At 69.7% G+C, this 20,608-nt stretch carries 18 protein-coding genes; 12 read left to right on the plus strand and 6 right to left on the minus strand.

The features are described 5' to 3' along the window. Positions 1 to 19: 19 nt before the first annotated feature. The gene (locus OG555_RS16815; protein WP_329483832.1) at positions 20 to 913 is read left to right on the plus strand and encodes an SDR family oxidoreductase; all 894 of its coding nucleotides are present in this window, start codon (positions 20 to 22) and stop codon (positions 911 to 913) included. A 48-nt stretch (positions 914 to 961) separates the two neighbouring features. On the opposite strand, the gene OG555_RS16820 is transcribed toward OG555_RS16815, so the two are convergent. Beyond that, on the minus strand, positions 962 to 1,870 hold the full coding sequence (locus OG555_RS16820) for a TIGR03564 family F420-dependent LLM class oxidoreductase (protein ID WP_329483833.1): 909 nt from the start codon (positions 1,868 to 1,870) through the stop codon (positions 962 to 964). Between the two features lie 88 nt (positions 1,871 to 1,958). On the opposite strand from OG555_RS16820, the gene OG555_RS16825 reads away from it, so the two are divergent. The 7 genes from OG555_RS16825 to OG555_RS16855 all read left to right on the plus strand — a co-directional run bounded on the left by OG555_RS16825 (position 1,959) and on the right by OG555_RS16855 (position 11,345). Continuing rightward, the gene (locus OG555_RS16825; protein WP_329483834.1) at positions 1,959 to 2,810 is read left to right on the plus strand and encodes a LysR family transcriptional regulator; all 852 of its coding nucleotides are present in this window, start codon (positions 1,959 to 1,961) and stop codon (positions 2,808 to 2,810) included. 277 nt (positions 2,811 to 3,087) lie between these two features. Then, entirely contained in the window at positions 3,088 to 3,618 is a 531-nt protein-coding gene (locus tag OG555_RS16830) for an MFS transporter (protein ID WP_329483835.1), read from the plus strand. Positions 3,619 to 4,179: 561 nt separating this feature from the next. Then, a complete protein-coding gene (locus OG555_RS16835; RefSeq protein ID WP_329483836.1) occupies positions 4,180 to 5,478 on the plus strand; it encodes an SWIM zinc finger family protein in 1,299 nt (432 codons plus the stop codon). Then, positions 5,475 to 6,923: a DUF5691 domain-containing protein gene (locus OG555_RS16840; protein WP_329483837.1), complete on the plus strand. Its 1,449-nt coding sequence runs from the start codon at positions 5,475 to 5,477 to the stop codon at positions 6,921 to 6,923. The genes OG555_RS16835 and OG555_RS16840 overlap by 4 nt, the downstream gene beginning before the upstream one ends. Further along, the gene (locus tag OG555_RS16845; RefSeq protein WP_329483838.1) at positions 6,920 to 8,002 is read left to right on the plus strand and encodes an ATP-binding protein; all 1,083 of its coding nucleotides are present in this window, start codon (positions 6,920 to 6,922) and stop codon (positions 8,000 to 8,002) included. Before OG555_RS16840 ends, OG555_RS16845 begins: the two co-directional genes overlap by 4 nt. Next, the gene (locus OG555_RS16850) at positions 7,999 to 10,215 is read left to right on the plus strand and encodes a DUF5682 family protein (protein WP_329483839.1); all 2,217 of its coding nucleotides are present in this window, start codon (positions 7,999 to 8,001) and stop codon (positions 10,213 to 10,215) included. Before OG555_RS16845 ends, OG555_RS16850 begins: the two co-directional genes overlap by 4 nt. Next, positions 10,212 to 11,345, plus strand: coding sequence for a VWA domain-containing protein (locus OG555_RS16855; protein WP_329483840.1), 1,134 nt, complete (start codon positions 10,212 to 10,214; stop codon positions 11,343 to 11,345). Before OG555_RS16850 ends, OG555_RS16855 begins: the two co-directional genes overlap by 4 nt. 61 nt (positions 11,346 to 11,406) lie before the next feature. Here the strand turns inward: OG555_RS16855 and OG555_RS16860 are convergent, their stop codons facing one another. Continuing rightward, positions 11,407 to 11,637 carry a hypothetical protein gene (locus tag OG555_RS16860; protein ID WP_329483841.1) on the minus strand — a complete coding sequence of 77 codons (231 nt, stop codon included), beginning with the start codon at positions 11,635 to 11,637 and terminating at the stop codon, positions 11,407 to 11,409. A 47-nt stretch (positions 11,638 to 11,684) separates the two neighbouring features. On the opposite strand from OG555_RS16860, the gene OG555_RS16865 reads away from it, so the two are divergent. Further along, the gene (locus tag OG555_RS16865) at positions 11,685 to 11,918 is read left to right on the plus strand and encodes a GNAT family N-acetyltransferase (protein WP_329483842.1); all 234 of its coding nucleotides are present in this window, start codon (positions 11,685 to 11,687) and stop codon (positions 11,916 to 11,918) included. Here OG555_RS16865 and OG555_RS16870 read toward each other — a convergent pair. Both OG555_RS16870 and OG555_RS16875 read right to left on the minus strand, forming a co-directional pair. After that, positions 11,915 to 12,259 (minus strand): YciI family protein, encoded by a 345-nt coding sequence (locus OG555_RS16870; RefSeq protein ID WP_329483843.1) that lies wholly within the window; start codon positions 12,257 to 12,259, stop codon positions 11,915 to 11,917. The two genes, OG555_RS16865 and OG555_RS16870, sit on opposite strands and share 4 nt — an antisense overlap. Beyond that, positions 12,256 to 13,209, minus strand: coding sequence for an aldo/keto reductase (locus OG555_RS16875; protein WP_329483844.1), 954 nt, complete (start codon positions 13,207 to 13,209; stop codon positions 12,256 to 12,258). The genes OG555_RS16870 and OG555_RS16875 overlap by 4 nt, the downstream gene beginning before the upstream one ends. Positions 13,210 to 13,360: 151 nt before the next feature. Here OG555_RS16875 and OG555_RS16880 point away from each other — a divergent pair, with 151 nt between their 5' ends. Continuing rightward, entirely contained in the window at positions 13,361 to 13,930 is a 570-nt protein-coding gene (locus OG555_RS16880; RefSeq protein ID WP_329483845.1) for a TIGR03086 family metal-binding protein, read from the plus strand. A 91-nt stretch (positions 13,931 to 14,021) separates the two neighbouring features. Here the strand turns inward: OG555_RS16880 and OG555_RS16885 are convergent, their stop codons facing one another. After that, positions 14,022 to 15,197, minus strand: a complete 1,176-nt coding sequence (locus OG555_RS16885; protein ID WP_329484835.1) for a hypothetical protein — start codon at positions 15,195 to 15,197, stop codon at positions 14,022 to 14,024. Further along, a complete protein-coding gene (locus tag OG555_RS16890; protein ID WP_329483846.1) occupies positions 15,181 to 16,230 on the minus strand; it encodes a glycosyltransferase in 1,050 nt (349 codons plus the stop codon). The genes OG555_RS16885 and OG555_RS16890 overlap by 17 nt, the downstream gene beginning before the upstream one ends. 569 nt (positions 16,231 to 16,799) lie before the next feature. Between OG555_RS16890 and OG555_RS16895 the strand changes: the two genes are divergently transcribed. Both OG555_RS16895 and OG555_RS16900 read left to right on the plus strand, forming a co-directional pair. Continuing rightward, the gene (locus OG555_RS16895) at positions 16,800 to 17,249 is read left to right on the plus strand and encodes a GNAT family N-acetyltransferase (RefSeq protein WP_329483847.1); all 450 of its coding nucleotides are present in this window, start codon (positions 16,800 to 16,802) and stop codon (positions 17,247 to 17,249) included. Between the two features lie 556 nt (positions 17,250 to 17,805). Further along, positions 17,806 to 20,604 carry a S8 family serine peptidase gene (locus OG555_RS16900; RefSeq protein WP_329483848.1) on the plus strand — a complete coding sequence of 933 codons (2,799 nt, stop codon included), beginning with the start codon at positions 17,806 to 17,808 and terminating at the stop codon, positions 20,602 to 20,604. The last annotated feature ends 4 nt before the right edge of the window (positions 20,605 to 20,608 follow it).

Here is a 20,608-nt window from a genome sequence, read left to right on the forward strand (position 1 = left end):
TGCTGAAAGGAAGACCGTTATGAGCAAGACAGTCCTGATCTCCGGCGCGTCGAGCGGTTTCGGCGCCCTGACTGCCCGCGCCCTGGCCGACGCCGGCCACATCGTGTACGCCGGGATGCGCGATGTCGCCGGCCGCAACGCGGCCGCCGCGGCGGACGCCAAGCAGTACTCGTCCGAGCACAACGTCGACCTCCGCGCCCTCGAACTCGACATCAGCACGGACGCGTCCGTCCAGCAGGCCGTCGCCACCGTGATCAGTGAGCAGGGGCGTCTCGACGTACTCGTGCACAACGCCGGTCACATGGTCACCGGTCCGGCCGAAGCGTTCACGCCGGAGCAGTTGGCCGACCTGTACGACACCAACGTGGTGGGCACGCAGCGCCTCAACCGCGCCGCGCTCCCGCACCTCCGCGAGCAGCAGGACGACCTGATGGTGTGGGTCGGTAGCTCGAGCACGCGCGGCGGGACCCCGCCGTACCTGGCTCCGTACTTCGCGGCGAAGGCGGCGATGGACGCGCTGGCGCAGAGCTACGCGCTCGAGGTCGCGCGGTTCGGGATCGAGACGACGATCGTCGTACCAGGCGCCTTCACGCACGGCACCAACCACTTCGCCCACAGCGGCTCCCCGGCCGACGCGGACGTGGTCGCGGCGTACGAGACGAAGTACGCCCGTCTGATGGAGCAGGTGAGCCAGAAGCTGGCCGAGCTCGAGCCGGCCTGGGCCGATGTCGCCGAGGTCGCCGAGGCGATCGTGACCGTGGTCGGCACCGAGAAGGGCCGCCGGCCGTTCCGGGTGCACATCGACCCGTCGGACGACGGCGCCGCGGTGGTGAACGGGGTGGCCGACCGGGTCCGCGCCGAACTGCTCCGCCGGATCGGTCTGGACGACCTCCTACACCCGGTGGCGGGATGAGGGTGATCGACCTCCACGCGCACTTCCTGCCGCCGGACCCGGCAGCGGCTACTGCTGTGCCGCGTAGTCGAGGGCGAACCTGACCGTCCGCTCGTGCTCGTCAGGCGTCCCGACCGGACAGAACACGAACTCCGTGGTCCCGGCGTCCGCGAATCGCTGGATCTCCTTCGCCACCGCCGACTCGTCGCCGAGCACGGCAGTGTCCTCCGGTCCCGCCTTCCCACCGCGATCGAGCACCGCCCGGTACGCCGGCATGTCGCCGGCGGCACCGAAGCGTTCCCGGATCCACTCGCGGGTCGCGTCCGGATCGTCGGTGAGCGCGATACAGGCAGCGGCGACCACCTGTGGTTGCGGCCGGCCCGCGGCGGTGGCGGCTCGGTCGATGGTTGGCCGGATGTAGCTCTCGACCAGGTCGGGTCCGACCCAGCTGGTCATCGTCCCGCCGGTCAGTTGGCCGGCGGTCTCGAGCATCCGCGGACCCAGCGCGGCCAGGATCAGGTCCGGGGCCTCCGCGCCGGCGATCTCGATGTGGCCGCGGGCCGTCAGCCGTTCGCCTTCGTAGTTGGTGGGCTCGCCGGAGAGCAGTGGGCCGAGCGCTTCGACGTACTCGCGCATGTACGTTGCCGGCCGGTCCATCGACAGGCCGAACATCCCCTCGACCATGTGCGGATGACTCGTCCCGATCCCGAGCGTCAGCCGGTTGCCCGTCACCGCCTGCACGCTGAGCGCCTGCGCCGCCAGGGCCATCGGATGCCGCGGGTAGATCGGTACGACGCCGACCGCGAAGCCGATGGTGGAGGTGAACGGTGTCGCTCCCGCGATCAGCGTGAGGGCGTCCCAGCCGGTGCGCTGGCTGAACCAGATCCGGTCGATCCCGCTGTCCTCAGCAGCCTTCGCGGCCGCGCCGACCTCGTCGATCCGGAGGCCTTCTTCCTCGATCCACAGTCCGATTCTCATGTCGACAAGTCAACGAGCGCGGCGATCGGTGACCAAGACGCGGCTACCCTGTGCAGTGATAAGGAATCGTGATCGCTGGGGGTGGCCGATGGAGCTGCGGCAGCTGCGGTACTTCGTCACCGTCGCCGAGGAACTCCACTTCGGCCGGGCCGCCGAGCGGCTGAACATCGTCCAGCCCGCGGTCAGCCAGCAGGTCGCCCGGCTCGAACGCGAACTCGGTCTGAAGCTCCTCGACCGCTCGTCGCGCCACGTTCGGTTGACCGGGGACGGCGAGCGGATGCTGCGCGAGGCCCGGACCATCCTCGCCGCCGCGGATCACGCCACCGGGGTCGCCGCGGAGCTCGCTTCCGGCCGGGCCGGCGTCCTCCGGATCGGCACGGCGCCGGGTCTGCGGGACCGGCTCGAGCGCGGCCTCGCCGCCCTGCGGGCGAGCACGCCGGACCTGGAGATCAAGCTCAGCTCCGGTACCGCGGCCGATCATCTCGACGCCCTTCGATCCGGGGACCTGGATGCGGCCTTCGTCCGTGGCGAGGTGGCCGCCGCCGATCTCCGGGTGATCGAGCTCTGGCAGGATCCGCTGTCGGTCCTGGTGCCGTCGGAGTACCGGGCGGACGACGGGGTGAAGCTGGTCGACCTGGCCGGTCTGCCGATGCGTCTGCCGGCCGACCCCTGGCTGCGCGAGTTCCTCACCGCGGCATGCCGGGACGCCGGCTTCGAGCCGGTGCTGGGACGGCCGGCGGACGACCTGGAAGCCACGATCGTCGAGATGTCGACCGGCTCGCCGGCCTGGTCCGTCGTGTACGGCACGTCGTGCGGATCGGCCGAAGGCGTCCTGTGGATGGGGCCGTTCGCGCCACCGCTGCGCGCTCCCGGCAACCTCGTGATCGCACCGGGTCGCCCGGCGGCGTGCGTCGACGTCCTCGTCTCCGCTTTCGGGTGACCCCCGGCGGGCCCTGACAGCACCGCCGGGGGCCGAGCGTTGATCTCTCAACTGGAACCGGATCGTACGTGGCAAACCCTCTCCCGAGGAGATGTCGTCTCAAGAAAAGACGCCGAGCGGTAGGTAGCTCCCGGTGAGCGGTCGCTGACGCTGCGGGCCTATTGTTGGTTATCGCAACCAAATATCAGGCTGGGTGAGGACCTGCCGGCCGTTTCCGCCCCGGAGCAGCGCCCCGCGCTGCCCCGGCCGCAGCGACCCCGCGTACGAACGGAACCCGATGTCTGCCACCCGGACTCTGGACACGGCCACACCCCCGGCCTCCACCCCTGCCGCCGACCCAGGACTCTCCCACCGCGAGATCCTGGAGATCCTGGCGGGGCTGCTCGCCGCGTTGTTCACCGCGGTACTCAGCTCGACCATCGTCAGCAACGCACTGCCGACGATCATCGCGGACCTGGAAGGCTCCCAGACGCAGTACACCTGGGTGATCACCGCCAGCCTGCTCGCGATGACCGTGTCCACGCCGGTCTGGGGCAAGCTCTCCGACCTGATCAGCAAGAAGCTGCTGGTCCAGCTCGCGATCGTGATGTTCGTGGCCGGGTCGGCGCTCGCCGGCGCCGCGCACAACGTCCCGTTCCTGATCGGTGCCCGCGTCCTGCAGGGCCTGGCGATGGGCGGCCTGATGGCCCTCGCCCAGGCGATCGTCGGCGCGGCCATCCCACCGCGTGACCCCACCACCGCCAAGCCTTCGGCTAACCCCACCCCTCCACCCCGTTCCCCCGCCAACCAACCACCGCCGGCGCGGTGACTGGGGAGGGTTTTACCCCTGTGGGATTGCAATTCCCTCCCCGGTCAACGGTGCCTCGGGAGGACGCCCGTGCCATGCCAAGTAGCCGGGGAACTCGGTCGCGCGCCATTCAGCGTCTGCCAGGTCCGTGGGCGGGGTGGCTGATTGGTGGGTCGTGGATTCTGGCCGACGGCAGGCCCTTGGGCTCAGGTGTGACCGTGATTCACGGCTCCACTCCGCGAGAGCACCGAGTCGTGGATCTTGGCGGCTGGAGATCGGTCGAGGCTGACCGCGATCCACGACTCGGTCCCGCTTGGTCGCGACCCCCCTTGCGCTCTCGCGGCGGGCGGCGTGCGGTGAGTTTTGGTTTGGGTGGAGGCGGGGTGACTGGGGAGGGTTTTACCCCCGTGGAGGTGCATTTCCCTCCCCGGTCTACGTGGGCCCGGTCTACGTGGGCCCGGGTCTACGTGGGCCTGGGGTCGTCGGGTTGGGTGGGGAGACGCGATGCCGGGTGAGCTCTTGGGAGGATGTCGGGGGCGGGTGGCATGCTTCCGGGGGAGGGGTTGTCGAGCGAGGAGTGCCGTGGGGCCGTGGGATGTGGAGCAGGTGCTGGGGCTGGCGTCTGATCCTGCGTCCGCGAAGGCCGGTCAAGCGCAGGCCCGTACGGCGAAGTGGCCCGAGACCGGCTCGTCCGAGCGGGCGGTGTGGGGGCTGTGTCAGGGGAGCGGCAAGCAGCCGTACCAGGTCACGGTCGACCTGAGCGGACCGGCGTACAAGTGCTCCTGTCCGAGCCGGAAGTTCCCGTGCAAGCATGCGCTCGGGCTGCTGTTGTTATGGGCCGGCGGCGAGGTGCGGGCGGGCGACGAGCCGGAGTGGGTGACGTCGTGGGTGGAGCAACGCGGGGCTCGCGCGGAGCGGCCGGAGCGTAAGGCGGGTGAGGTCGCCGACCCGCTGGCCGCGCAGCAGCGGGCGTCCCGGCGGGCCGACCGGGTGTCGGCCGGGATGGCGGAGCTGGCCAGCTGGCTCGATGATCAGGTCCGGCAAGGGCTCGGTGGATTCGACCAGCGTGCGTACACCGAGCTCAGCCGGCTGGCCGCCCGGATGGTCGACGCGCAGGCGCCCGGGGTGGCGGGAGCGGTACGGCGCGCAGCCGGGGTGATCGGCCGTGGTCACGGATGGCCGGGCGAACTGCTGGAGGAGCTCTCGCTCATTCACCTGATCGTCTCCGCGCACGACCGGCTGGCCGAGCTGCCGCCGTCGCTGGCCGACACCGTGCAGAGCCGGATCGGCTGGACCGTCGAGACCGCGCGGGTGCTGGCCGAGGGCGAGAAGGTCGAGGACGACTGGCTCGTGCTCGGCCGGGTGATCGAGCCGGACGAGCGGCTCACGGTCCGCCGCGTATGGTTGCGCGGGGCAACAACTGGCCGGCTCGGCCTGATCCTCACCTTCGCCGCCGCCGGACGTCCGCTCGACCCACTGCCGGCGCGGCCGGGTGAGTACGTCCCGGGTGCGCTGTCGTTCTACCCCGGTGCGCTCCCGATGCGTGCCCTCCTGACCCAGACCGCTCCCCGCCTGCCCGCGCCCCGGCCATCCGGATTCACCGCGCGCCAGGCGTTGGCGTCGTACGTCGAATCCGTCGCAGCCGACCCGTGGAACGAACGCTGGCCGCTGGTCCTGCAGGACGTCCGACCTGCTCGGTACGGCGAGGGCTGGGCGCTCGTGGACACGGCCGGTGACGGGCTCGAGATCCTGCCCGGCGTGGATCCGTGGAAACTGCTCGCGGTGTCCGCCGGCGATCCGGTCACCGTCGCAGGTGAGTGGAACCGCGCCGGCTTCCGCCCGATGACCTGCTGGCACGACGATCGGCCGGTGATCCTGTGAAGGGCTGGGACGGGCTGGTGAGTTCGGCGCTGCTCGGTACGGACCGGCGGCCGCCGCACTTCGAGGAATTGCCGGAACATGTGCAGGAACGACTGGGCGATGGCGGTTTGCTGGACGCGGCGGCGCTTGCGACCGTCTACAAACGGGCCGGGCGCACGCCGCTTCGTGAGGTCGAACCGTTGCCGGCGGCCCCTGGTGAGGATCGGCCGCTGCCCCGGCCGGTCGCGATCCGGCGGTTGGCCGCGATGCTCGGTGGCTTCCAGGCGACGGCGCTCGGCGAGTGGTTGCGGGCCGCTGATGCTTCCGGCTGGGGCGTGCCGCCCGAACACCTGCCGGCGTTGGCCGACTACGCCCGCAACCGGGCCGAGTACCGCCCGCTCGTCATCACCGCGGCCGGCCGCTGCGCCCGGTGGCTCGCGGACGTCAACCCAGAATGGCGCTTTCTTCACGCTGCAGTTGCTGAAAGCAACGACCCGGAGTTGTGGACCCACGGCAACGCCCTGCAACGGCGTACCTGGCTCCGCACTCTCCGCTTGCAAGACCCTGAGGCCGCTCGCGAAGCCCTGGCCGAGGTCTGGCCGACCGAGTCCGCCGCCACCCGCACCGACTTCCTGAGCCTGCTCGCCGACGGATTGTCCAAGCAGGACGAGGACTTCCTCGAGGCGGCCCTCGACGACCGCTCCAAGGAAGTCCGCCGAGCCGCCGCCCGCCTCCTCGCCCGAGTCCCCGGCGCACAGTACGGCGTACGCATGACCGAGCGCCTGCACTCCCACCTGACCCTCACGCAAGGCGTGCTCGCGGTCGACCTTCCGAAACGCGTCACCCAGTCGATGGAACGCGACGGCATCGACTCCCAGAACCCGGAGGGAGTGGGCAAGCGGGCGTGGTGGTTCGTGCAGATCGTCGCCAACACCCCGTTGTCGGAGATGGATACCGCCTGGCTCCACCTACCGGTGGAAGGGTGTGCACCGGAGGTGCTGCAGTCGGGGTGGACAGAGGCCGCCATCCGAGAAGGCACCGCGCGCCAAGCCGCCGGGCGAGCGGCCGAGGCGCCGGATCTCGCGACGCGGTGGGCGCGGGAGCTGCTGCGAGCGAATGCCGGCACCGGCAGCCGGAGTCCTGCGGAGTTGCTGCGCCTGCTACCCGCCGAGGAGTGGGCCGGCGCGATCGACACTCTCCGCACCACAGTCGACGTCGCGGAGTTGGTGGGTGGCCTGCCGGTGCCGTGGCCGGCTTCGTTGGCGAGCATGATTCTCGACCAGTTGGCCAAGGTGGGGACCAACCGCGCGTGGGCCCGGCTGGCGAGTATCGCGGCGCGTGCGGTGCCGCCCGACGTACTGAATCATCCGATCACCCGCGAGCCGACCGGCGAGGAAGACACCTGGCGCCGCCGCCTCGTCGAGACCTTGATCTTCCGTCGTGAGATGTATGAGGAGCTGGCATGACCACTGAAGTACTGCGGCCGCATGCGGAAGAGGAGTATGCAGGGGAGTTGGCCGCGCTGGCTGCGGCGGACGACAGAGCTCGGCCGCCTGCGTGGCTGCTCTCGCCGGCTGCTGTGGTCAGGTATCTGCTCGGCGGCAAGGCGGGCGACGTGGAGATCTCGCCCAAGTACGTCGGTCCGCGGCGGCTGATCGAGGTGGCGGTGGCGACCCTCGCGACAGACCGGGCGCTGTTGCTGCTCGGCGTACCGGGGACGGCGAAGACGTGGGTCAGCGAACACCTGGCGGCGGCCATCAGCGGGGACTCGACCCTGCTCGTGCAAGGCACGGCGGGGACTGCCGAGGAGTCGATCCGGTACGGCTGGAACTACGCCCAGTTGATTGCCCAGGGTCCCAGTGAGGCGGCGCTGGTGCCGAGTCCGGTGCAGCGGGCGATGACCGAGGCGAAGATCGCCCGGATCGAGGAGCTGACCCGGATGCCGTCCGACGTCCAGGACGCGCTGATCACGATCTTGTCGGAGAAGACGCTCCCGATCTCCGAACTGGCCACGGAAGTCCAAGCCCGCAAGGGTTTCAACGTCATCGCGACCGCGAACGATCGCGACAAGGGCATCAACGAACTCTCCAGCGCACTCCGCCGCCGGTTCAACACCGTCGTACTCCCGCTTCCGGACTCGGCCGAGGACGAGGTCGAGATCGTCTCCCGCCGAGTGGCACAGCTCGGTACGGCGCTCGAGCTGCCGCAACCCGACGACGCACTCGACGAGATCCGCCGCGTGGTCACGATCTTCCGCGAACTGCGGTCCGGCCGGACCGAGGACGGCAGGACCGCGGTCAAGTCGCCGTCCGGCACCCTTTCGACCGCGGAGGCGATCAGCGTCGTCACCGGTGGCATCGCGCTGGCGGCTCATTTCGGCGACGGCGTCCTGCGGCCGACCGATGTGGCCGGCGGCATCCTCGGTGCCGTGGTCAAGGATCCCTCCGCGGACCGCGTCGTCTGGTCGGAGTACCTGGAGACCGTGGTCCGCGAACGTGACGGCTGGGCGCCGTTCTACCGAGCCTGCCGAGAGATCTCTGGATGAGCGTTCATCTGCTGGGGATTCGGCACCACGGGCCGGGGTCGGCGCGGGCGGTGGCGACTGCGCTGGCCGAGCTTCGGCCGGATGTGGTGTTGATCGAGGGGCCGCCGGAGGCTGACAAGGTCGTGGAGTTGGCCGGGTCGGAGGAGATGGAGCCGCCGGTCGCGCTGCTGGCGTACGCGGTCGACGACTCGACGCGGGCCGCGTTCTGGCCGTTCGCGGTGTTCAGTCCCGAGTGGCAGGCGATCAAGTACGCGCTCGCAGCCGGGGTGCCGGTGCGGTTCTGCGATCTGCCGGCCGCGCATCAGTTCGCATCGTCCGGTGGTGGCGGCCGACGGGCGGCGTCGATGGATCCGCTGGCGACGCTTGCACATGCCGGTGGGTACGACGATCCCGAGCGCTGGTGGGACGATGTGATCGAGTCGCGGCGCGAAGGTGCCGAACCGTTCACCGTGATCGCCGACGCGATGCGCGAACTCCGCCGCGATGAAGTCGCAGTGTTTGATTCCTCCCCCGCCCCACCGCCCCGGTCAGGCGGTCGCGAGGCGCAGCGTGAGGCCTACATGCGCACCGTGCTGCGGAAGGCCATCCGGGAAGGGTTCGAACGGATCGCGGTGATCTGCGGCGCCTGGCACGTGCCCGCGCTGGAGTTACCGTTGCCTCCGGCAACTCATGACCAACGGATCCTGAAAGGCCTGCCGAAGCGGAAGGTCGCCTGCACCTGGGTTCCCTGGACGCACGGCCGGCTGGCGGCGGCGAGCGGGTACGGGGCCGGCATCACCTCACCGGGGTGGTACCACCACCTGTTCACCGCCCCCGACCAGATCACCACCCGCTGGCTGTCGAAGGTCGCGCGGGTCCTGCGGGCCGAGGATCTGCCGGTCTCCAGCGCCCATGTCATCGAGGCGGTCCGGCTCGCGGACACCCTGGCCGCATTGCGGGGACGTCCGCTGGCCGGGCTGAGCGAGGTGACCGAGGCGACGCGCGCGGTGCTCTGCGGCGGGAACGACGTACTGCTTGATCTCGTCACGCGGGAAGCGGTCGTCGGGGAGCTGCTGGGCACGGTGCCCGGGGAGACGCCGCAGGCTCCGGTCGCGGCGGATCTCGCGGCGCAGGCCCGCCGGCTGCGGATGAAGCGGGACGCGACCGAGCGGGTGATCGAGCTCGACCTGCGCAAGCCGAACGACCTGGAGAAGTCCAGACTCCTGCACCGCCTGCGGATTCTCGGGGTGCACTGGGGTGTGCCGGCCGCCGACGAACGGCGGGCGCAGGGCACCTTCCGGGAGATGTGGCGGCTGACCTGGGATCCCGGCCTCGAGGTCGAGTTGGTCGCCGCTGGTGCGCACGGCACGACAGTGGTCGGCGCCGCGACGACGGTGATGCTGCGCGTGGGTGACGAATCCTCGACGCTCGCCGAGGTCACCGCCGCGCTGGAGAAGTCGCTCCTCGCCGACCTCGCCGAGGCGTTGCCGTCATTGCTGCAGGGTGTTGACACCCGCGCTGCCGCCGATGCCGACGTCGGCCACCTGATGGCAGCGTTGCCCGCGCTCGCGCGCTCTTCGCGGTACGGCGATGTCCGGGGCACCGACACCGCCGGGCTCGCCGCGGTCGCGGGCCGGATGGTGTCGCGCATCTGCGCCGGCCTCAGCCGGACTGTGCACGGACTCGATCCGGATGCGGCGGCCGCCGTACAAGAGCTGATCGACGGCGTGCAGGACGCGACGGTGTTGCTGGCCGAGAATGTGCGGTCGGAGTGGCTGAACACGTTGCAGGGGTTGAGCGATCGCGTCTCGGTGCCGCCGCTGATCCGCGGCCGGTTGACCCGGCTGATGCTCGACACCTCGCGGCTACCGGATCACGAGGTCGCGCTGCGGCTGGGGCGAGCGCTGTCTCCGGGTACGCCGACCGCCGACGCGGCCGGGTACGTCGAGGGGTTCCTGGCCGGAGGCGGTCTGTTGCTGGTGCACGACGAGCGCCTGCTGGCGCTGGTGGACTCGTGGCTGGGTGCCGTCCCGGACGATGCGTTTCTCGAGGTGTTGCCGTTGCTGCGCCGTACCTTCGGGACGTTCGCCGCGCCGGAGCGTCGGTCGATCGGGACCAGGGCTCGCGCGCTGGGCGATCCGGCCGCACTAGTCGTTGCTGATGACAACGATCTCGACACCGAGCTGGCGGCGTCCGTCCTTCCCGTCGTCGCGCAGCTGCTGGGGGTCTCATGAGCGAGGAACGCATGCGCCGCTGGCGCCTCGTGCTGGGCGGCGAGGCCGAGCCGGAGACCGGTACGACGCTCTCCGCCCAGGACCGATCCGTCGATGCCGCCTTGGCCGCGTTGTACGACGCGGAGGCACAACGATCGGCCGGGCTGGGTTCGTCGGCGCCGCGGGTGGCGCGGTGGTTGGGCGACATCCGGCAGTACTTCCCGAGCACCGTCGTCCAGGTGATGCAGCGGGACGCGGTCGAGCGGCTCGGGATCACGCGGATGTTGATGGAGCCGGAGTTGCTGGGTGCGGTCGAGCCCGACGTACACCTGGTCAGCACGCTGCTCGCGCTCAACGAGGTGATGCCGGAGGAGACAAAGCAGACTGCGCGGGACGTGGTCGGGCGAGTGGTCGCCGAGCTGGAGGCGCGGCTGGCCGAGCGCACCCGGGCGGCCGTGACCGGCGCGCTCGACCGGGCTGGCCGGACCGGACGACCGCGGCACTCGGACATCGACTGGGACCGGACGATCCGGGCCAACCTCAAGCACTTCTCGCCGGCGCTGGGGACGATCGTCCCGGACCGGCTGGTCGGGTACGCGCGGCGGAACCACAGCATCCAGCGGGACATCGTGCTGGCGATCGACCAGTCCGGCTCGATGGCGGAGTCGGTGGTGTACGCGTCGCTGTTCGGTGCGGTGCTCGGGTCGATCCGCACGCTGCGGACCAGCCTCGTCGTCTTCGACACCGCGGTCGTCGACCTGACCGATCAGCTGGAGGATCCGGTCGATGTCCTGTTCGGCACGCAGCTCGGTGGTGGGACGGACATCAACCGCGCCCTCGCGTACTGCGAGGAGCTCGTGACCAAGCCGGCCGAGACCGTGATGGTGCTGATCTCGGATCTCTACGAGGGCGGTGTCCGCGAGGAGATGCTGCGGCGGGCGCGTTCGCTGGTGGAGTCCGGCGTACAGCTGATCGCTCTGCTCGCCCTGGCCGACTCCGGCACCCCGTCGTACGACGCCGAGAACGCGGCCGCCCTCGCCGATCTCGGCGTACCCACCTTTGCTTGTACTCCCGACCTCTTTCCCGACCTGATGGCCGCCGCCATCCGCCACGAGGACATCACCACGTGGGCCTCCACCAACCTCGCCTGACGCATCGCGGGACAAGGGCGGGAACCTGCCCGGCATCGCTCGCTTCTTCGCCGCGATCGACTCACTGGTCGTCGCCGAGGAAGGCGTCATCGCGGTGTAATTCGGCTGACAGCCTGGCGGCGCCGGTGCGACGGTGGGCGGCATGGAGATCGGCGGCATTGCGCCGGACGAGTACGACCGGGCCGCGGAGTTGTGGGAGGCGTCCGTACGGGCGACGCACGACTTCGTCACCGAGTCGGATCTGGACGTGTTCCGGCCGCTGGTGCGGGCGTCGTTCGGAGCGATCGAGCACCTGGCCGGACTGCGGGCGGATGACGGGCTGCTGATCGGTTTCATCGGGTGGCCGAGGGCAACGTCGAGATGCTCTTCCTGGATCCGGCGTACCGCGCGAGAGGTGGCGGGAGCATGTTGCTCGCGCACGCCTTCAAGACCTTCGACGCCACGTCGGTCGACGTCAACGAGCAGAACCCGCAGGCCACCGGGTTCTACCTGTACCACGGCTTCCGGGTCGTCGGCCGGAGCGAGACGGACTCGACCAACAGGCCCTACCCGATCCTGCACCTGGCGCTCTAGCCTGCGATCTCCAGGATGTCGATCGGTGTGTTGGGGTCGGCCTCGGCGAACCGGAGCGCCCACTGGACCGCTTCCTCCTTGGAGTCGACGCGGATGATCGAGACGCCCGCGACAAGCTCCTTGGTCTCGGCGAACGGGCCATCGAGCACGCGCGGCTCCCCCGGGGCCGGGAACGTGATCCGCGCCCCGCGCGAACTCGGCATCAAGCCCTCACCGAGCAGCAGCACGCCCGCCTGACGCATCTCCTCGAGCACCGCGTCGGCCCGCGCCAGCATCTCCGGGTCCGGCGGGTTCCCCGCCTCCAGCTTGTCGTTCGTCTTGTGAAGCAGCATGTACCTCATACGCCTGACCTTAATGCTGCCCAGAACCGCTTTGGGATGTCGTGGTCGAGCCACGCCGCGGCTTCTGTGATCTCCCGCGGGCTCCGCGCCCCGACCACCACGGCCGGTACGGCGGGGTGCGTGAGCGGGAACTGGAGTGCGGCGGCCAGCAGCGGTACGTCGTACGCAAGACAGAGCTCGCGGAGTCCGTCGATCCGCCGGAGCAGGGTGGGCGGGACCCGCGCGTATCCATGCGGCGCGCCCGCCGCGGTGTCGGCCAGGACGCCGCCCTGGAACACGCCGGCCGCGAGTACGGCGACGCCGAGCTTCTCGCACAGCGGCAGCAGTTCGTCCGCGCCGGACTGGTCGAGCAGGGTGTACCGGCCGGCGAGCAGGATGCAGTCGGGTCCGATCGGGCCGGTCTCGCGAAGGAACCGGGCGGCCACGTTCGCGTGGTTGACGCCGAGGGAGATCGCGCGGATCGTGCCGCGGCCACGGAGCTCGCTCAGCGCTCGCAGCGCCTCGGTCGAGGCGGTCAGGTAGTCGAGATCCGGGTCGTGGATGTGCAGGATGTCGATCCGGTCGATGCCCATCCGCTCCAGGCTGGCCTCGAACGAGCGGAGCACCGCGCCGTACGAATAGTCGAGCCGGGGACCGAGGCCGGCCGGCGGCTCGGCCCAGATCGGCTGGATGTCCGGGCCGCCGGGCTCGATCAACCGGCCGACCTTGCTGCACAGCACGAACTCCGCCCGCGGCCGCCCGCGGAGCGCGAGCCCGGCCCGCTGCTCCGAGAGTCCGTAGCCGTAGACCGGCGCGGTGTCGAACAGCCGGACGCCGAGCTCCCAGGCGCGGTCGATGGTCGCGACCGCCTGCGCCTGCGGTACGGCGGAGAACATTCCGCCGATCGACGCGAGCCCCAACCCCAGCCTGCTCACCGTCAACCCGGTCCGCCCGAGCTCCACCATCCGCATGCCGCCGACCCTAGAAGCCCCCACCGACACTCCACCGGAACCGACCTTGTGCACCGGTCAACCGTTTCGGACGCCGAATCTTGGTTGAGCCATGCACAAGGTCGCGGGGGGAGGTCTTCCGCGCGGGGAGTGGGGGCGGGAGGATGCGGGGATGGGTGAGATCGCGGAGCGGTACCGACGGCGGGCCGAGGCGTTCGAGCGGAAGGTCGCGGCGGTGGAGCCGGACCAGTGGGACAACCAGTCGCCGTGCGCCAAGTGGACCGCCCGGGACGTGGTCGAGCACGTCGTGACGATGCACGGGGTCATGCTGCAGCCGGTCGCCCGCAAGCTCGAGCCGTCCGATGACCCGCTGACCGCGTTCCAGGAGGCGCGTGCCGCGGTCGAGGACGTGCTCGACGACCCGATCCTGGCGCTCACCGAGACCGACTCCCCGAGCGGTCCGCTGACGGCAGAGCGGCACATCGACCAAGTCGTCTCCGACGACCTCGTCCTGCACGGCTGGGACCTGGCCCGGGCGACCGGCCAGGACGAGACGATGGACCACGCCGACGTCGAACGCCTCTGGGCGACGGCGGCGGCGATCCCGCCGGACGTGATGGAGAAGTACCGCACCCCAGGAGCCTTCGGCGAGGGCATCGAGGTCTACGGGCCCGAGGTGCCGGTCCCTTCGGACGCGCCGCTCCAGGACCGGCTACTGGGGCTGATCGGCCGTCAGCCGTAACCCCGCCGCGCCGCTCCCATTTGGCTGGCTGACCCACCAGCTTGTGGGTTTGCCACCGTTAATCAGGGTCGTGAACCCCGCATTTGCTGGGTCAGCCAGCGAAATGCGGCGGGGTGCCGAGGAGGGAGTCGAGGTTGGTGGGGGCGTAGTAAGTCGCGGGGTCTGTGCACAGCGGGGCGCTGGTCAGCTGGGACGGCCTGGTCATGAGGAGTGCATGGCCCTGGGCGATCGCCGGCTCCAGGTACTCGTGCCCGGGCAGGTTCGCGACCGCGGTCCGGCAGCCGAGGGCCATCCCCTCGAACAGTGCGGTCGTCGACACGCCGACCTGGTAGGTGGCCGAGGCCAGCAGGTCCAGCGTGCTGCCGTCGGTGGACAGCTGCACACCGGCCGGGATCGTGTAGTCCGACGCGCGCTCGCTTGGATGGAGGCGATACAGGACCTCCAGACCGGGATGCTCCTTCGCTACTGATTCGGCCACGTGGAGGAGCTCGGCGCCGATCGTGCCCTGCGACAGGAAGACGACGCGGTGGGGCTCTTTCGGGCGTGCTGTGGGGAGGAAGGGAGCGCCGACCACCGCGGTCTTCATGTCGGCGGGCAGGTCGGCGACGTTCGTCCAGTACGAGCCGAAGCACCACAGCTCGTCCGGCTGGTCCGCGACCACCGGGCGGCCCGGGTAGCTGTAGCCCAGGTGGAACGGGCTGATCGCGCCGTGCTGCAGCTCGACCACGCGGATCCCGAGGTCGCGCGCGGCGCCGACGATGTGCTGGTGGAAGTACGCGACGACCACATAGATCGTCTTGATCCGGTGGCGTCGCAGCAGCGCGCGGTACAGCGCGCGCAGCCGGAGATGCTTGGGAACCTCGCGGGCGAGCAGAGCACCTACAGGTACCGAGACACCGGTCAGTTTCTGCAGTGCTGTCGCGATGCCACGGTCGTCCAGTTGGCGCTTGTGTACCGCTCCGGCAGCCGACGTGAAGAAGTCCAGGTTCTTGCTGCCGGGTAGCGGGGTCCCGTTGATCCCCGAGTCGAGGATCAGCGCTGACGAGCCGAGGGCGGTGCGAAGTTCGTCGGTGTAGATCTCGACACCGCTCGGTTTCCGCGGGTGGGGTACGACGAGAGCGTCGTACCGGCCGAAGAACGGGTTGCGGGTGGCCACGCCGCTCACGTGCTTGGCGACGAGTGCGGCCTTGTCGTACGGCGAACGTCGGACCGGATGGGGTGCGCCGTGGATGCCGCTGCGGCGGGTCAGCTCATGGAAGACGCGCATCCGGATGATCGGCCACGGATGCGCGTCCCGGATCCGCCAGTCGAGCAGACTCAGGTCCCGCTCCAGCTGCCAGATCGCCCGGCACAGGCTCGCCACCGTCGGCGCCGTGCCGTTCCCGGTACTCGTCATGGTTGATCCCCACTATCCCCGCGAGACTGCCGACGCCGGAGAAGAACCGGCGGACCGCCTTCAGCAGGTGCGTCTTCCGGCCGAGCAGCAGCCCGGCGAGGGCGAACCCGATCGCCGAGATCACCCGGGCCGAAGCATAAGCCAGCACCAGGAGGTAGCTGATCGCGCCCGGCCGGATCAGCAGCCGGCTGATCGTGTCCCCGCTGCCGGATCGGAAGGCACGCCGTACCAGCCAGTGCAGCGTGGTCCGCCCGACCGGCACCTCCTCGGCGATGCACGCCTCCTCGCACCAGACGATCCGGAACCCGGCCCGGTGCACCCGGAGGAAGAAGTGCAGGTCGCTGGAGCCGGTGTAGCGGAACGCGGGATGGAAGCCGGGCGTGACCGCGTGGTAGACCCGTCGGCTGACCAGGGTGTTGTTCGTGTACGCCTTGCGCAGTTCCTCGCCGGTGGTGTGCTTCCCGGTCGAGTCGTGGACGTCGCTGTAGTGGTTCCAGGGCGGGGCGCCGGGTGGTAGGTGGCCCTTGACCGGCCCGGTGACAACGTCGGCACCGGTCGACTCCCAGGCCTTCAGCAGGGTTTTGAGCCAGCCGGGTGGCGCGACCTCGTCGTCGTCCACGAAGACCAGGGCGTCGTCGTTCCAGCACAGCGCGACCGACCGCTCCCGCGCGAACGGGATCCCCGGCTCCGGTTCCACCACCGATTCGATCGGGTACGGCGTACCTGCCCCGAACTCCTCCAGGACCCGTTTGGCCGACCCCTCCGCGTCGTTGTCGACCACCACGATCCGGATCGCGTAATCCCCGTCCTCCGGCAGTTCCTGGGCCTGCAGGCTGGTCAGCAGCCCGTGCAGCAGAGCAGGTCGCCTGAACGTGATTACCGCAATGGCGACACTGGTGCTCATGGCGCCCGAGACTATCGGTCCCGCCCAACAACCGCCCATCCGACAAGGCATTTGAATGCTGTGAGACACGCCCAACAACACCGCTCCGCGGTGGCAGCCCCTTGGCCGCCTTCGGTGGAGTGTCACGGGTTGGTGTGGTCGGCGGATGGGGAGGTGGCTACTCGTCGGGAGCGGACTCGGGTTCGAGTCGGGGATTGGGGTTGCCCAGCGGGCGGGTTTTCCGCCGGGATCCACGACTCGACGGATCGGACGGGCGCCAATCACCACGACTCGAAGGTCCCGGCGCGTGACAGACGATCGGCACCTCTTCGCGGCGGCCGTTCTTGTGGGCTGCCTGCGGTGGCTGCCGCGGGCTGGGGACACGGATTGACGTGGTCGGCGCGGGTCGGCTGTGATCACGGGCAAGGACGCGGCCCTCGGCCGCCGCTGTCTTCTGGACGCCTTCGGTGGCTGCCGCGGTGCGGAGGTGAATTCTGTGGTCTTGCCTGTCGGGCGACGCCATCATGTTCTTGCGGCGCGGCGGGGTTGACGCCTGCCGCAGCGCACGCGGTGGCGCGGAAGGGAGTGCGGTGCGCGAATTCGAGCTTCGAGTGGCTACGGCCGACGACCGGGACTTTCTGTATGACCTGCATCGTCGGTCATTGGGTGATGCCATCGAGGCGACCTGGGGGCCTTGGGACGACGAGTTGCAGCGGCAGTTCCATCGCGACTGGTTCGATCCTGAACAGGTCGAGATAGTGGTGATCGACGGTCGGCCGGTGGGGATGATTCAGGCTGACTCAACCGCACTCGACACGTTTTACATCTCGAGGATCGAGGTCGACCCAGACCTGCAGAACCATGGCGTCGGCACCGCACTGATGCAGCACCTGGTGGAGCGTGCCCGGCAGTCGAACGCACAGGCAGTCGAGCTGCACGTCCTCGAGTTGAACCGTGCTCGCGAACTCTACAAGCGGCTCGGCTTCCGCGTCGTCGCCAAAGAACCACCAAGACTCCGGATGCGTCTCGCGCTGTCCTGACTGACTCCTTGTGCGGTCGGGTTGGCGGCGTGGATGTGATCGCCGACGAGTCGACTCGCTGCGTGGTCACGGGATCGGCCACTTTGTGCACCAGATCCGTACGGCGACGGCCTTGGCGTACGGATCTGGTGCACAAAGTCGATTCTGGCCGTCGTGCACAGCTCCGATCCAGCCGCGCGAGGACAGCGCGGGGTCGGTCCGGAGCTGCGGGGCGGATCTGTGCCACTCACCAAGTAGGCACTGCCCGGGCTGGTCACGCTCAGGCCTGGGCCGGTGATGGCGTGGCGGTGGGGTTGGTGAGTGCCTCAGGTCCACACCCGCAACGATCCGGGCAGACCGGCCTCGACGCCGCAAGGACCGATCACCCACGCAAACGACAAAAGCCGGGTTTTGGGTGAGGGCCGTAACGCTGGGGGTGGTTTGGGCGATTTAGGGACGGGCCGGTTCTCGGTCCTTCCGCCCGCGAGGCTCTTTGGGGGTCCCGTTGTTGTCCCGTCCCGCTCGTTTGTTGCGCTTGGCTGTGCCCGCAGCCTTGGTCGCAGGGGGTTTGGTTGTTGTGACCGGTTCGTCCGGGTCCGCTGCCGAGCCCAGGCCGTTCCGTCCGGCGTTCGCCGCTCACCACAACTCTGCGAAGGCTGAGTTCGAGCCGAACACGGTGATGGTGAAGTTCAAGGCGAAGGCCACGTCCTCGGCCCGGAAAGCTGCGGTCGCCAAGGTTGGTGCCGCCGAGGAGTCGGTGCGCTCGAATGTCGTGAAGATCAAGGGTGACCTGCCGGCGCCCGAGCTGCTGAAGAAGGTCAAGGCCGACCCGACGGTCGAGCTCGCCTCGCTGAACTACAAGCGCTACGCCACCGCCGTACCGAACGACGAGTTCTACGGCACCGACCAGGCGGCGTACCTGAACACGGTGCGGATGCCGCAGGCGTGGGATCTGTCCAAGACCACCGGGAGCCAGATCGTCGCCGTCCTCGACACCGGTGTCGACGCAGGCCACCCGGACCTCGTCGGGCACCTGGTCACCGGGTACAACGCGACGTCACCGAACCGCGGTCCGATCGACGACAACGGCCACGGGACCATGACGCTCGGCATCATCGCGGCCGCCGCGAACAACGTAGAAGGCGTCGCCGGGGTCGGCTGGAACGTGAAGGCGATGCCGGTCAAGGTGCTCGCCTCGGACGGGTCCGGGTACGACGTCGACATCGCCGAGGGCATCGACTGGGCAGTTGCCCACGGGGCCAAAGTGATCAACATGTCGCTCGGCGGTCCGGGCGACAACCCGATCCTGCATCAGGCGGTCAGCGACGCGGTCAACGCGGGTGTCACAGTGGTCGCGGCCGCCGGCAACGACGGCAGTGGCGACCTCCAGTACCCCGCGTCCTACACCGAGGCGATCGCCGTCGCGGCGACCGATGCCAGCGGTGCGCTGACCGACTTCAGCTCGTTCGGCGGCTGGGTCGACATCGCGGCGCCGGGCTGGGACATCCTGAGCACCGGGCCGCGATCACTGACCCCGGCCGGTTACCTGCCGTACTGGTACTGCACCGGCACGTCCTGCTCGGCGCCGATCGTCGCCGGCGTCGCGGCGCTGGTGAAGAACAAGTACCCGTCGCTCGGCCCGTACGACATCGCACAGCGTCTCGAGGCGCTCTCCCGGGACGCCGGCCCGCGCGGCATCGACCCGTACTACGGCCACGGCATCCTGGACGCGTACGCCGCCCTCGGTGGCCGGTTCGCGCCGGACTTCCCGACGGCGGTTGTGGATGGCAACGACCAGCCGATCCGCGCCAAGAAGCTGAGCGGCTTCGGCTCGACCACCGGCGCGATCGACTCCGAAGGTGACGTCGACTGGTACTCGGTCGACCTGGGCACGCCCCAGGACGTCCGGGCCGCGCTCACCGGCCCGTCGTTCGACGAACGCAGCTACTCCTCGAACGTCGGCCCGGTCGTCGATGTCTACGACTCGGACCTGAAGTTCCTCGGTCACGCCGAGAACGAGTTCCCGGTCGTCGACCCCGTCACCGGTCCGAAGTGGGGTCCGCTGACCGCGTCGGTCGACGTCAAGGCCCCCGCCGGCACCCTGTACGTTGCCGTGCGCAACTACAACGGCTCGAAGGTCACGCGGCCGTACACGCTGAGCGTGGGCAGCAGCGGCGTCGGCGTTGCCGCCACGGGTACGGCGTACCCGCTGCGGGACGTGTTCCCGGCGAACCTGGCGTCCGGCGTACCGGCCTCGGCGAAACCGACGGTGACGTTCGCGCGGGACATGGACCCGGCCTCCGTGACCACCGGCACTGTGATGCTGCGCGACGGGAAGACCGATCAGCAGGTCAACGCGATCACCACCTACGACGCCGCGACGCGGACGGCCACGATCACCCCGCAGCAGCCACTCCTCGACAATCGCCCGTACAAGATCGAGGGCACGTCCTACCTGTACGAGCCGGATGGCACGCAGCTGCACGGGTTCGGGACGGTCTTCAGTACGGCCGACCTGGCGCCGCAGGCGCTGACGACCTTCACCGGTAGCGGCGCGTACCTGGCCGTCAACCTGGCCTGGAAGATCCCGCCGACCACGGATCTCGACCAGGTGATCGTTCGGCGGAACGTCGGCAGCAAGGCGCCGACGCCGAGCACCGGCACGCTGGTGTACGCGGGCACCGCGACCTCGGTGAAGAACACCGGACTGGCCCAGGGGACGACGTACACCTACGCGGGCTGGGTCGTCGACCGGACCGGCCACTACAGCCCGATCGCGGTCAAGCAGCTGCTCGGGATGAAGTCCGGGATCGCGACGACCTCCACGCTGATCAACTACGGCGGCTCGGTCACGATCAAGGGCAGCACGCTGCGGATCGACAACCTGGCGTACGCCGGTCTGCCGGTCAACGTCTACGTGCGACCGAAGAACGTCTCCACCTTCAAGCTGCTGGCTGCGCTCAAGACGTCGTCGACCGGGACCCTCTCGGTGGTCGACAAGCCGGCCGTCTCGTCGGTGTACATGCTCACGTTCCCCGGCAGCGCGGACCTGATGGGCACCCGGACCGCCGACATCTCCGTCCAGGTCGCACCGACGATGTCGGCGACGCTGTCGCCGGCGTCGATCCGCCTCGGCGGCACGACCGCCTTCAGCGGGTACGTCGCTCCGGCGCACGCGGGCCGGTCCGTGTACCTGCAGCAGTACGGCAACAAGGTGTGGAAGTCGATCGCGTCGGTGAAGCTCAGCACCTCGGGCAAGTACGCCTTCGGTATCAAGCCGGCGATCCGGGGCCAGATCGCCTATCGGGTCTGGTTCCCCGCCGACGCCGACCACGCCCAGGCCTACACGGTGAACAAGATCGTCACCGTCAGCTGAACGA

Origin of the sequence: Kribbella sp. NBC_01484 (assembly GCF_036227145.1) — a bacterium.
In the GTDB taxonomy this organism is placed as follows: domain Bacteria; phylum Actinomycetota; class Actinomycetes; order Propionibacteriales; family Kribbellaceae; genus Kribbella.